Here is an 11765-nt window from a genome sequence, read left to right as displayed (position 1 = left end):
TCTCCGGCCGGACCCACGACGACGGCAGTCTGCGGGCCCGTGGTGCGCGGCTTGGGCGTGGTGCGCGGCGGCGTGAAGGCCAGGCTGGTGGGCTGGGCCTGCAGTTCGTAGCGCTGGAAGGAGCCGTCTTCGGCGGCGCTGCCCTTGGCGCCCGGGGCGACGGCGCTGACGCGGGGGTTCTCCTTGAGGTGGTAGCTCAGGCCGGTGATCAGGTACTGCCGGTTCTGGTCCCCGCGCGGGTAGTTGTAGAGGCTGAAGGTGTAGCCCGTGGCCAGCGCCCGGTGGCAGGACTGGCCCCGCACCCGGCTGTGGCCCGTGAGGCCTTGCTTCAGGCGCACGCGGATGTAGGCATCTCCATCACCGTACTCCGTGTAGCCGCCCGGCCATTCGTAGGTTTCATGGCCGTCGTGCGCATGGCCCGGTGGATCGCGGCGCATGTGGGACAGTTCGGCCCGGGGCTTTTTGAAGTCGTAGTCGTCGATGTAATGGCGGCCCGGCTTGATTTCCTGCTCCAGCTGCCAGGTGTGGATGTTTTCCTGATCGCCTGCGGCGGCTTTTTCCGGGGGATAGAAGGGAATGGATTCGCCGCCGGGCAATGCGCCGTGCGAGGCAATGATGTCGTCGCACAGCACCAGGGTGTGCCGGCCCGATGCGTGCTCGAAGAAATAGTAGATGCCTTCGTGCTCCATCAATCGCGAGACGAAGTCGCAATCGCTTTCGTTGTATTGCACGCAGTAATCCCAACTGCGATAGGCGCGCGTGAGTTTCCTTTGCATTGGATGGCCATAGACGCCCAATACCTGCTCGATGATGTCGGGCACGGTCTGGTTCTGGAAGATGCGAAAGTCGCTCTTGCGCGTGGCCAGCCACAGCCAGGGGCTCAGGCGCGCCTTGTAGGCGTAGTGGCGGTGGTCCTGGCCCTGCATGCCAAAGCGGGTGACGATGCCGTCGATGAAGCGCCTGCCGCCGCCCTGGGTTTCTATTTCTATGGTGGCGTTTTTGCCCAATAGGGCCTTGGGATCGATGCTTTCGTTTTCGCTGAGCATTTCCACATCGAGGCTGAAAAGCTGGCTGATGTTTTCCTGGCCGCGCAATTCACGGAAATGCAGTTCATCGCCCAATGGCGTATGGATGGTGACTCGGCGTGTCATTGTATGAACCGCCCTGGGGGCGGCCTCCCGTCTCTTGGTGAGCGGGGATCATAGACAAGCCGATGGCTATAGGGCAATCAAATGCAGGGTCAGATACATCCTGTAAATGTAAGCAATTTCCCATCTTGGATACAGGCATGTATTTGAATGGCAGGCTATCCAATCAGGCATGTTCCAAAATCAGGTAATCCAGACTTGGCTGATCATGTGCTGTGGCAGGCGACCTGGGAATGTGCTGTACTGGGCATGAAAGCATTTGCACTTTTTTGGTGCATTTTTGGTGAGATACCATGTGAGCGACCGCTATCACCGTAACGGTGCAGAACTTCTGCACAAAGCCGGTGCATGGGAGGATGCTGCGGTGCTGCATTGGTGGGCCGGAAGGCGCCCCACCCGGCAGAAAAGACTGGCACGGTCCGTGCTTAACCCGGTTGTCACGAAATTTTTCAAACCGGAGGATCCCATGTCCCGTGCCAGCCTCAAGTCGCTCGCCATCGCCTGTGTCGCCATCGCTCCGCTCTGGGCCCACGCCCAGCTCACGGCCAATGTGTCCCTGACGACGAACTACAAGTTCCGCGGACAGGACCAGGACACGGGACGCAACAAGGCCGTCAAGCCTGCCCTGCAAGGCGGCTTCGACTACACCTTCGGCGACAGCGGCTGGTACATCGGCAACTGGAACTCCAGCGTGGACTGGCTGCCGGGCAACTCCCTGGAAACCGACTTCTACGGTGGCTACAAGTTCAAGGCCGGCGAGGTGGACCTGGACTTCGGGGCCCTGCAATACCTGTACTCGGGAAACTCCAGCGGCAACACCACCGAGCTGTATGGCGCGGCCACGTACGGCCCGTTCACGGCCAAGTATTCGCACACCGTATCCAAGGACTACTTCGGCTGGGCGGGCGAGAAAGCCGGCTCGGGCCTGTCGGGCCGCAACACCGGCTACCTGTGGCTGGGCTTCAGCAAGGAAGTCATGCCCAAGGTGACCGTGAAGGCCTCGCTGGGCTTTACGCGCTTTGCCAGCGACATCAAGGGCCTGGGCGTGCCCAACTATATGGACTACAGCGTGGGCGGTGCCTACGATTTCGGCGACGGCGTGTCGCTGGGCGCGGCCGTCACGGGTGCGAACAAGAAGTCTTACTTTGGTGACGTCAACAAGGCCCGCCTGATCGTGACGCTGACCAAGACCCTGTAACCGGACCTGAGGAGCTAAGCATCATGAAACTGGTGACCGCCATCATCAAGCCCTTCAAGCTGGACGAGGTGCGCGAGGCGCTCTCCGACATCGGCGTGCAGGGCATCACCGTGACCGAAGTCAAGGGCTTCGGCCGCCAAAAGGGCCATACCGAGCTGTACCGCGGCGCGGAATACGTGGTCGATTTCCTGCCCAAGCTGCGCCTGGAGGCCGCCGTGCCCGACGCGCTGGTGGACCAGGTGATCGATGCCATCGAGGCCGCTGCGCGCACCGGCAAGATCGGTGACGGCAAGATCTTCGTGCTGCCCATCGAGCAGGCCGTCCGCATCCGTACCGGCGAGACCGGCGACAGCGCACTGTGAGTTTCAACCCCACGTTTCCCGAAAGACTGCCATGACCAAACGACTTCTTTCCATGGGCCTGGGGCTGGGCCTGCTGGCCGCAGGCGCCGCTGCCCTGGCACAGGAGCCCGCCGCCGCTGCAGCCGTTGCCGATGCGGCCGCTGCGGCAGCCCCCGCCGCCGCGGCCGCAGCCGAGGCGCCGGCCCCCGCGCTCAGCGCCGGTGACACGGCCTGGATGCTGACCTCGACCATGCTGGTGATCCTGATGGTGATCCCGGGCCTGGCACTGTTCTACGGCGGCCTGGTGCGCACCAAGAACATGCTGTCCGTGCTGTGCCAGGTGTTCGTGATCTTCTCGCTGATCACGCTGCTGTGGGCCGTCTACGGCTACTCGCTGACCTTTGCGGGCGAAGGCAACTTCTTCGGCGGCTTCGGCAAGATCTTCCTCAAGGGCATTGCGCCCGACACGCTGGCCGGCGCACTGCCGACCATTCCCGAGTACGTGTTCGTGGCCTTCCAGTCCACGTTCGCCGCCATCACCGTGGCCCTGATCGTCGGCGCCTTCGCCGAGCGCATCAAGTTCTCTGCCGTGATCCTGTTCTCGGTGCTGTGGTTCACCTTCAGCTACATCCCCATGGCCCACATGGTCTGGGGCGGCGGCCTGCTGGGCAAGGACGGCGCGCTGGACTTCGCAGGCGGCACCGTGGTGCACATCAACGCCGGTATCGCTGGACTGGTGGGTTCCTACATGCTGGGCAAGCGCATCGGCTTCGGCCGTGAGGCCCTGCCTCCGCACAGCCTGACGCTGACCATGGTCGGTGCCTCGCTGCTGTGGGTGGGCTGGTTCGGCTTCAACGCCGGCTCGGCAGGTGCTGCCAACGGCATCGCCGGCCTGGCCTTCATCAACACCATCGTCGCCACGGGCGCCGCCACCATCTCCTGGCTGGCTGCCGAAGCCCTGCACAAGGGCAAGGCCTCGATGCTGGGTGCCGCCTCGGGCGCCGTGGGCGGCCTGGTGGTCATCACCCCGGCGGCCGGCCTCGTGGGCCCCATGGGCGCCATCGTCATGGGTCTGATTGCCGGTCCCGTCTGCCTGTGGGGTGTGTCCGGCCTCAAGAAGCTGCTCAAGGTCGATGACGTCTGCGACGTGTTCGGCGTGCACGGCGTGGGCGGCATCCTGGGCGCCATCCTGACCGGCGTGTTCTGCGCCTCCAGCCTGGGCGGCATCGAGCCGGCAAACTTCAACATGGGCCATCAAGTGTGGGTGCAAGTCAAGAGCGTGCTGCTGACCATCGTCTGGTCCGGCGTGGTGGCTGGCATCTCCTACAAGATCTGCGACCTGGTCGTCGGCCTGCGCGTCAGCGAAGAGTCCGAGCGCCAGGGCCTGGACATCACCACGCACGGCGAGGTGGCGTACTACCGCTGATCGGTTTCCAGGGAGTTCATTGCGGATTGGCCTCGGTGCTTGCACCGGGGCCTTTTTTGCTTTGGAGCCGCTGCAGAGATGGCGTCTTTGCCTTTTCGTCCCTGCTGTTTTGCGCCGCCCGCAGAACTTCAAGCGCGCCGTTCAAAAAATTCACGGGCCCGCACCGAGGCGCAAAAGGGCCCAGCCGCTACCATGCAGGCCATGGATTCAGCCCAAAGCCAACTCATCCAGATCGCCGAGCGCGTGCGCGCCGCGGCGGCCGACGCCACGCCGCTGCGCATACGCGGTGGCGGCACCAAGGATTTTCACGGCCTGGCCCTGCAGGGCGAACTGCTGGACACGCGGACGCTGGCCGGCGTGGTCAGCTACGAGCCCAGCGAGCTGGTCGTGACCGTACGCGCCGGCACGCCGCTGGCCGAGGTCGAGGCCCTGCTGGCCGCCCAGGGCCAGTGCCTGGCCTTCGAGCCTCCGCATTTCGAGGGAGCGGATGGCCGCGCCACCGTGGGCGGCATGGTGGCCTCCGGCCTGTCGGGCCCCTCGCGCGCCAGCGTGGGTGCCGTGCGCGACTTCATGCTGGGGCTGGAGATGATCAACGGCCAGGGCGAGCTGCTGCGCTATGGCGGCCAGGTCATGAAGAACGTGGCGGGCTACGACGTCTCGCGGCTGATGGCTGGCTCCTGGGGCACGCTGGGCCTGATCACCGAGGTCAGCCTCAAGGTGCTGCCCGTGGCGCCGGCCGAGGCCACGCTGCGCTTCGAATGCACGCAGCAGCAGGCGTTGGACTGGCTCAATGCCTGGGGCGGACAGCCGCTGCCGCTCAATGCCAGTTGCTGGCTGCAGGAAGACAGCGCGGCCCAGGGCGTGCTGTACCTGCGCCTGCGCGGTGCGCGTGCCGCCGTGCAGGCGGCCTGCGGGCGCCTGGGGGGCGAGCGCATGCACAGCGCTGCGGCCGACTGGCAGGCCTGCCGGGAGCACCAGCTGCCCTGGTTCACCGCACGCGCACCGGGCCATGCGCTGTGGCGCCTGTCCGTGCCGCAGACGGCGCCGGTGCTTGCGCTGCCTGACGGCTGCACGGGGCCCCTGATCGAATGGCACGGCGCACTGCGCTGGGTACAGGCGCCGCGTGCGCTGGGCCATGCGCTGTGCACGCTGGCAAAAGCAGCGGGCGGATCGGCCACCTTGTTCCGCGCCGAGGCCGCAGACCAGCCCGGCGCCGAACCCGATTTCGACGCCCAGGCGGCCGATGCCACGGCCGCGCTGCATGCACGGCTCAAGCAGGCCTTCGATCCTGCGGGCATCTTCAACCGCGGCCGGCTGGCCGCCGCCTGGTAGGCCGGGCCAACGCCTGGCTCCGCCCATGCGCATGCGCCACCACCTGCACCTGCTCACGGACCGGCACCGCACGGTGGCCAGCAACCGCACGCTGGGCCTGCTGCTGGCCTTCAATGCGGGTGCGGTGAATGCGGGCGGCTTTTTGCTGGTGCACTCCTATACCTCGCACATGACGGGCTTTGTCTCGCTGCTGGCCGACAACCTGGTGCTGGGCAATACGGCGCTGGTGCTCAGTGCCTGCGGCGCGCTGCTGGCCTTTCTGTGCGGCGCGGCCGCGACGTCGCTGCTGGTCAACTGGGCGCGCCACCACCGGCTGCGCAGCAGCTATGCGCTGCCGCTGCTGCTGGAAGCCGCGCTGATGCTGCTCTTCGGCGTGCTGGGCGCGGCCATGCTGGCCTGGCCCACGCCGTTCGCCGTGCCGCTGGCCGTGCTGCTGCTGTCCTTCATCATGGGATTGCAGAACGCCACGGTGACCAAGATGTCGTCCTCGCAGATCCGCACCACGCACATGACGGGCGTGATCACCGACCTGGGCATGGAGCTGGGCCGAGCCCTCTACTGGAACCGCCATGGCAGCCCGCCCGAGCACCGGGTCCACGCCAACCATGTGCGGCTGCGGCTGTTCGCAGGGCTGCTGTCCATGTTCCTGCTGGGCGGCATTGCGGGCGCGCTGGGTTTCAGGCACCTGGGCTTCGTCTTCGTCGTGCCGCTGGCCGTGGTGCTGTGCCTGCTGTCCCTGCCGCCGCTGTGGGCCGACCGTGCGCGGTTGCCCCTGCTGCTGGGCCGGCGGGCCGCGCCTCGCGCATGACCGCCGTGTCCGGCTGCCGTGCCTGACCGTTCCCGGATACCCATACAACAAGAGCCCCACCATGCAGACCCAACTCGCACCCCAGTACCGCGCCACGCCCGAGGGCCAGGAGGCCGAAGCCATTTTGCGCAAGTGCGTGCACTGCGGCTTTTGCACGGCCACCTGCCCGACCTACCAATTGCTGGGCGACGAGCTGGACGGGCCGCGTGGCCGCATCTACCTGATCAAGCAGGTGCTGGAGGGCGGGACGCCCACGCGCGCCACCCAGCAGCACCTGGACCGCTGCCTGACCTGCCGCAACTGCGAAAGCACCTGCCCCAGCGGCGTGCAGTACGGCCACCTGGTGGACATAGGCCGCAAGATCGTCGAGGAGCAGGTGCCGCGCCCCTTCGGCGAGCGCGCCAGGCGCTGGGCGCTCAAGGAGGGACTGAACTCGCCGCTGTTCGCCCCGGCCCTGAAGCTGGGACAGGCCGTGCGCGGCCTGCTGCCCGAAGTCCTGGCCGAGAAAGTGCCCCAGCCGCAGGACGCGGGCCGCTGGCCCGTGCGCGAGCATGCGCGCAAGGTGCTGCTGCTGGCCGGCTGCGTGCAGCCCGCGATGATGCCGCGCATCAACTACGCCACGGCGCGCGTGCTGGATGCGGCCGGCATACAGACCGTGATCGCTCCCAACGCCGGCTGCTGCGGTGCCGTGAAATTCCACCTCAACGACCAGGAAGGCGGCAAGGCGCAGATGCGCGCCAACATCGACGCCTGGTGGCCCCAGGTGGACAGCGGCGCGGTGGAGGCCATTGTCATGAATGCCTCGGGCTGCGGCGTCACCGTCAAGGAATACGGCCACCTGCTCAAGGACGATGCGCAGTACGCGGACAAGGCAGCCCGCATCAGCGCCCTCACGCGCGACCTGAGCGAGCTGCTGCCTGAGCTCCTGCCCGAGCTGGCCGAGCGCCTGCAGGGCAGGGTGCGCGCGCCGGCCGCGCCCATGGCCTACCACCCGCCCTGCACGCTGCAGCACGGGCAAAAGCTGCGCGGCGGCGTGGAAACCCATCTGGCCAGGCTGGGCTTCGAGCTGCGCGTGGCGCGCACCGAGTCGCACCTGTGCTGCGGCTCGGCGGGAACCTACTCGGTGCTGCAGCCCGAACTCTCGCACCAGTTGCGCGACCGCAAGATCGGCGCACTGACCGAAGGCTTCGATGCCCGGCGGCCTGCAGCCATCCTCTCGGCCAACATGGGCTGCATCGTCCATCTGCAAAACGGAACGGACGTGCCGGTGCGCCACTGGATCGAGGTGCTGGACGAGGCCCTGCCGGCCTGATGCCACCCGGGCAACACCCGCGCATCTGTGCCGCATGCGCGACGCCGTGGGGACTATGCCCGCGCAAGCCTTTGCAATGCTGGCATGATGCGGGGTTTCGTTTTCTCCAAGCCCACGTGCTCCGCCATGACTGAATCCGTGTCTGAACCGCAAGAACAGAGCGCCGCGCTGCCGGCGGACGCCGCTGCCGGCACCGAGCCGCAGGCTGCAGCCAGCGCCGATGGCCAGGGCCGCAAGCGCTCGCGCCGCGGCGGACGTGGCCGCAACAAGGGCAAGGCCACCGAGCCCGTCGCCGACGCCGCAACCGGCGCGGCCGGCAGTGCCGAGGCTCCCGCATCCAGGCCTGTGCGCACCCAGCACCCGCTGCTGGCGCAACTGGCTCAATGGCATCCGAACCTGTTCGGCGAGCAGCCCCTGCCGCTCAAGCGCGGCATCTTCGAGGACCTGCTGGCCGCCCATCCCGAAGCCATCGACCGCGACCAGCTCAAGCTGGCCCTGTCCCAGCACACACGCTCGAGCCGCTACCTCACCGTGGTGGCCAGCGGCCAGGCGCGCCATGACCTGCAGGGCCAATCGGTCGAGCCCATGGCGCCCGAGCATGTGCACCATGCGCTGATCGAAGTCTTTCGCCGCCGCCAGCACCGCTCGCCCGAGGACCTGGCGCCCAAGCTGCGCAACCGCATCATCGCCGCCTACGAGGCCTCGGGCCTGTCCCGCGACGACTATGCGGCGCGCGTGCAGGGCCGTGACGAGGCCACCAACGCCCTGGTGGCCGAGGCCTTGGCCGAAGCCGATGCGCGTTCTGCACGAGACGAAGCTCTGCTGCGCGCCTTCGAGGCCAGCGGCCAGACCACCGAAGCCGGCTTTGCCGACATGTACGGCATGAACCCGCGCCAGGTGGCGCAGCAGCTGGAACGCGCCCGCCGCCGCCTGCAGACGCAGGCGGCCTGAGGTACCAAGGACCGGCACCAAGGACCGGCGCCAAAGACCGGCGCCAAAGACCGGCAGCACCGCCTGCCGGCACACTCCACCGCCGCGTGCCCGGCAAGGGCCGCGCCGGTGCACCTGCCCTGGATCACAGGCGGCATCTCTGCAGCGGACCCTTCCGCCAGCACGCAGATGCCCACCAGGGGCGGGCCCGGGGATGAACTGTTTCACGGACGCCGCTGCACCCGGCCACGGGGCGGCGGCGCCTTGCCGTGCGCGCTCGTTCCCGTGGTCTGGCAAGGGCGCGCAAGGCACTTCAAAAGCAAAAAAGCAAAAGGAGACTTGCGATGTGGCTGGGTTTGTCGTTGTTCTACGTGGGCGCCGTGCTGTGCCTGAATGGCCTGTGGATGCTGGGGCGCATTGCCGACCGGGAGATCTGGGTCATCAACGTGTTCGCGGGCCTGGTCTCGCTGATCATCGGCCTGGCCTCGGCCTTCGGGCCCGAGCCTGATGCAGCCTCGGTCAAGACCGGCGCGCTCACCCTGTTGTTCGCCTTCACCTACCTGTGGGTGGCCATCAACCGCTTCACGGGGGCCGATGGCCGGGGCCTGGGCTGGTTCAGCCTCTTCGTGGCGATCACGGCCGTGCCGGTGGCCATCGATTCGCTGATCGGCGCCCGCACTGCCATCGACTGGTGGATGGCCGCCAACTGGGCGGCCTGGGCCGTGCTGTGGGCCATGTTCTTCATGCTGCTGGCCCTGGGCCGCAACATCGGCCGCATGACGGGCACGCTGTGCATTGCGCAGGGCGTGCTCACGGGCTGGCTGCCGGGCTACCTGCTGCTGGCCGGGCAGCTCACGGGCTGATTGCGCAGCGTTGGTGCGGGCAGGGCGTCAAGCCCCACGCCGTCGTGCATGCGCCAGCGCAGACAGCAGCGCGGCCGCGATGATGCAGGCACCGCCCAGCAGCGTGCGCGGCGTCAGCACCTCGCCTGCAATCAGCACCGAGGAGACGCTGGCGAACACCACTTCGGCCAGCATGACCACGGCCGTCACGCCGGCCGGCAGGCGCGCGGCGCCGAACTGCAGCGCCCAGTTGCCCAGCATCAGCAGCACGGCCAGGCCGGCGGCGATCAGCATCCAGCCGGCCTGCGGAGCCGGCAGCGGCGGCACCAGGCCCACGCTGCTGCCTGCAAAGGCGCTGAACAGGCCCATCGCCATGCAGCCGCTGAACATGGCCAGCATGCGCGCCTGCGCCGGCACGGCCTGCAGGCGGCGCAGCAGCACATTGGTCAGCGCGAAGGTGAAGCCGCCGAACAGTGCCAGGCCGTCGGCCAGCGACAGGCCGCGCAGCAGCCCGGGCGAGCCGCCGCTGAATGTGCCCTCGGGCACCAGCACCAGCGCCACCCCGCCAAAGGCCAGCAGCAGCCGCGTCAGCGCAGCAGGCGTGGGCCGCTCGCCCAGGAGCCTCCAGGCCAGCAGCACCGACCATGCGGGCATCAGATAGAACAGCAGCACCACGCGCACCACGTCGCCAATGGTCACGGCCCAGTTGAAGGCGATGTTGTTGCTGCCCGCGCATGCGCCCAGCAGGATCAGGGCCGGGTACTGCAGCGCCTGGCGCAGGCTGGCCGGGCGCAGCGCCACCAGCCCCGCCAGCACCAGGGCATACATCAGCGCCGTGGCCCACAGCGGATGCAGGCCAGCCTCGTGCATGGCGCGGAACGGCCACCAGGCCAGGCCCCAGACCAGGGTGTTGAACAGCAGGGCGAGAACGGGCAGCGGGCTATGCATGGGGCAATGAAAAACGCCCGGGCAGGCAAGGCCTGCTCCGGACGCCGTGGGGACAAGGGCAGGCTAGTGGCAATCCTTGCGGGCAATCGCCAGCAGGCGCTCGACTTCCTCGGGATGCTGGCGCAGGTTGTTCCTGTGCCAGCGTCCGATCAGCCACATGATGCCGGCCACCACCAGGCCGAACACCGTGATGGCACCAAAGGCCGACAGCCCGAACTTGGTGGACAGCGCATAGAAGGCGCCCAGCGCCAGGATGCAGGCCTGCTCGTTGAAGTTCTGCACGGCAATCGAGCGGCCCGCGCCCATGAGGTTGTGGCCGCGGTGCTGCAGCAGCGCATTCATGGGCACGACCAGGAAGCCGCCCAGGCCGCCCAGCAGGATCAGGAAGGGAATGGCCACCCACACGCTGTGGATGAAGATCATGGCGATCACCAGCAGGCCCATGGTGATGCCCAGCGGAATGACGCGCGTGGCGTTGTCCAGCCGCATGCGCATGGATGCGAGGATGGCGCCTGCCGCCGTGCCGATGGCCACCACGCCCACCAGGGCCGATGCCTGGGAGGTGCCGTAGCCCAGGGCCGCCGCGCCCCAGGCCAGCACGATGTAGCGCAGATTGCCCGACACGCCCCAGAACAGCGTGGTCGTGGACAGCGAGATCTGGCCCAACTTGTCCCCCCACAGCCGCTGGCTGCAGGTCCAGAAGTCGGGCAGCAGGGCCAGGGTGTTGGCCAGCAGGCTCTTGCTGGGGTCCTGGCGCAGCGGGCGCAGGATGGTGTCGGTCAGCGGAATGCGCAGGTTGAACCAGGCGGCCAGCGCATAGACGCCGACCAGCACGGCAATCGCCGCTTCGGCCGCAGTGTCCACGCCCGTGTCCAGCAGCGGCAGGTCGAAGTCCAGCAGATGGGTCGAGATGCCCGGGCTCAGCAACTGCCCGCCCACGAGCACGCCCAGGATGATGGAGGTGATGGTCAGCCCCTCGATCCAGCCATTGGCCTTGACCAGCTGGGAGGCGGGCAGCAGCTCGGTGAGGATGCCGTACTTGGCGGGCGAGTAGGCCGCTGCGCCCAGGCCGACCACGGCGTAGGCGATCAGCGGATGGTTGCCGAACAGCATCATCAGGCAGCCCACGATCTTGATCGCATTGCTGATGAACATCACCCGCCCCTTGGGCAGGGCGTCGGCAAAGGCGCCGACGAAGGGGGCCAGGATCACGTAGAACAGCGCGAACATGGGCACCAGGGCGGCGCGCTGCCACTCGGGGGCGCCATTGGTGCGCAGCAGTTCCACGGCGGTCACGAACAGGGCGTTGTCTGCCAGCGAGCTGAAGAACTGCGCTGACATGATGGTGTAGAAACCGCGCTTCATGGATAGGCAGATGGGGTCAGCCGCAGGGCTGCTGACCGGTTAAATAAGGGCCCCGTGGCAAGTGACTGGCGGTTATATCACGCGGCCTTTGGCCGGCAGTGCCAGAATCCCAAGC

General features: G+C 67.5%; 11 protein-coding genes. 8 read left to right on the top strand and 3 right to left on the bottom strand.

Annotation, left to right across the window (positions count from 1 at the left end; genetic code table 11):
* A partial coding sequence (locus ACF8O7_RS07665) for a type VI secretion system Vgr family protein (protein ID WP_392442956.1) occupies nucleotides 1-1151 on the bottom strand: 1151 nt, incomplete at its 3' end.
* A 463-nt stretch (nucleotides 1152-1614) separates the two neighbouring features.
* Between ACF8O7_RS07665 and ACF8O7_RS07660 the strand changes: the two genes are divergently transcribed.
* From ACF8O7_RS07660 to ACF8O7_RS07625, 8 genes are all read left to right on the top strand, one after another.
* Nucleotides 1615-2346, top strand: a complete 732-nt coding sequence (locus ACF8O7_RS07660; RefSeq protein WP_016448601.1) for a TorF family putative porin — start codon at nucleotides 1615-1617, stop codon at nucleotides 2344-2346.
* A gap of 23 nt (nucleotides 2347-2369) precedes the next feature.
* The gene (locus ACF8O7_RS07655; protein ID WP_012202241.1) at nucleotides 2370-2708 is read left to right on the top strand and encodes a P-II family nitrogen regulator; all 339 of its coding nucleotides are present in this window, start codon (nucleotides 2370-2372) and stop codon (nucleotides 2706-2708) included.
* A 31-nt stretch (nucleotides 2709-2739) separates the two neighbouring features.
* Nucleotides 2740-4113 (top strand): ammonium transporter, encoded by a 1374-nt coding sequence (gene amt, locus ACF8O7_RS07650; protein ID WP_026062912.1) that lies wholly within the window; start codon nucleotides 2740-2742, stop codon nucleotides 4111-4113.
* A gap of 192 nt (nucleotides 4114-4305) precedes the next feature.
* The gene (gene glcE, locus ACF8O7_RS07645) at nucleotides 4306-5445 is read left to right on the top strand and encodes a glycolate oxidase subunit GlcE (RefSeq protein WP_392442954.1); all 1140 of its coding nucleotides are present in this window, start codon (nucleotides 4306-4308) and stop codon (nucleotides 5443-5445) included.
* Between the two features lie 25 nt (nucleotides 5446-5470).
* On the top strand, nucleotides 5471-6253 hold the full coding sequence (locus ACF8O7_RS07640) for a YoaK family protein (protein WP_012202244.1): 783 nt from the start codon (nucleotides 5471-5473) through the stop codon (nucleotides 6251-6253).
* Nucleotides 6254-6314: 61 nt separating this feature from the next.
* Nucleotides 6315-7565, top strand: a complete 1251-nt coding sequence (glcF, locus tag ACF8O7_RS07635; RefSeq protein WP_016448595.1) for a glycolate oxidase subunit GlcF — start codon at nucleotides 6315-6317, stop codon at nucleotides 7563-7565.
* An 84-nt stretch (nucleotides 7566-7649) separates the two neighbouring features.
* A complete protein-coding gene (locus tag ACF8O7_RS07630; protein ID WP_034365703.1) occupies nucleotides 7650-8516 on the top strand; it encodes a ProQ/FinO family protein in 867 nt (288 codons plus the stop codon).
* A gap of 323 nt (nucleotides 8517-8839) precedes the next feature.
* Entirely contained in the window at nucleotides 8840-9358 is a 519-nt protein-coding gene (locus ACF8O7_RS07625; protein ID WP_016448593.1) for an AmiS/UreI family transporter, read from the top strand.
* A 27-nt stretch (nucleotides 9359-9385) separates the two neighbouring features.
* On the opposite strand, the gene ACF8O7_RS07620 is transcribed toward ACF8O7_RS07625, so the two are convergent.
* Together ACF8O7_RS07620 and lplT are read right to left on the bottom strand one after the other, a co-directional pair.
* Nucleotides 9386-10285, bottom strand: a complete 900-nt coding sequence (locus tag ACF8O7_RS07620) for a DMT family transporter (protein ID WP_016448592.1) — start codon at nucleotides 10283-10285, stop codon at nucleotides 9386-9388.
* A 63-nt stretch (nucleotides 10286-10348) separates the two neighbouring features.
* The gene (gene lplT, locus ACF8O7_RS07615) at nucleotides 10349-11650 is read right to left on the bottom strand and encodes a lysophospholipid transporter LplT (RefSeq protein ID WP_016448591.1); all 1302 of its coding nucleotides are present in this window, start codon (nucleotides 11648-11650) and stop codon (nucleotides 10349-10351) included.
* Nucleotides 11651-11765 lie beyond the last annotated feature (115 nt).

This window comes from Delftia sp. WSY_16 (genome assembly GCF_043104415.1).
In the GTDB taxonomy this organism is placed as follows: Bacteria; Pseudomonadota; Gammaproteobacteria; order Burkholderiales; family Burkholderiaceae_C; genus Comamonas; species Comamonas tsuruhatensis.
This window is presented reverse-complemented; position numbering and strand designations above follow the sequence as displayed.

Bases quoted from the DNA above. Each gene is read 5' to 3' on its own strand.
- ACF8O7_RS07660 (WP_016448601.1), top strand. From the start codon at position 1,615: ATGTCCCGTGCCAGCCTCAAGTCGCTCGCCATCGCCTGTGTCGCCATC.
- ACF8O7_RS07655 (WP_012202241.1), top strand. From the start codon at position 2,370: ATGAAACTGGTGACCGCCATCATCAAGCCCTTCAAGCTGGACGAGGTG.
- amt (WP_026062912.1), top strand. From the start codon at position 2,740: ATGACCAAACGACTTCTTTCCATGGGCCTGGGGCTGGGCCTGCTGGCC.
- glcE (WP_392442954.1), top strand. From the start codon at position 4,306: ATGCAGGCCATGGATTCAGCCCAAAGCCAACTCATCCAGATCGCCGAG.
- ACF8O7_RS07640 (WP_012202244.1), top strand. From the start codon at position 5,471: ATGCGCATGCGCCACCACCTGCACCTGCTCACGGACCGGCACCGCACG.
- glcF (WP_016448595.1), top strand. From the start codon at position 6,315: ATGCAGACCCAACTCGCACCCCAGTACCGCGCCACGCCCGAGGGCCAG.
- ACF8O7_RS07630 (WP_034365703.1), top strand. From the start codon at position 7,650: ATGATGCGGGGTTTCGTTTTCTCCAAGCCCACGTGCTCCGCCATGACT.
- ACF8O7_RS07625 (WP_016448593.1), top strand. From the start codon at position 8,840: ATGTGGCTGGGTTTGTCGTTGTTCTACGTGGGCGCCGTGCTGTGCCTG.
- ACF8O7_RS07620 (WP_016448592.1), bottom strand. From the start codon at position 10,285: ATGCATAGCCCGCTGCCCGTTCTCGCCCTGCTGTTCAACACCCTGGTC.
- lplT (WP_016448591.1), bottom strand. From the start codon at position 11,650: ATGAAGCGCGGTTTCTACACCATCATGTCAGCGCAGTTCTTCAGCTCG.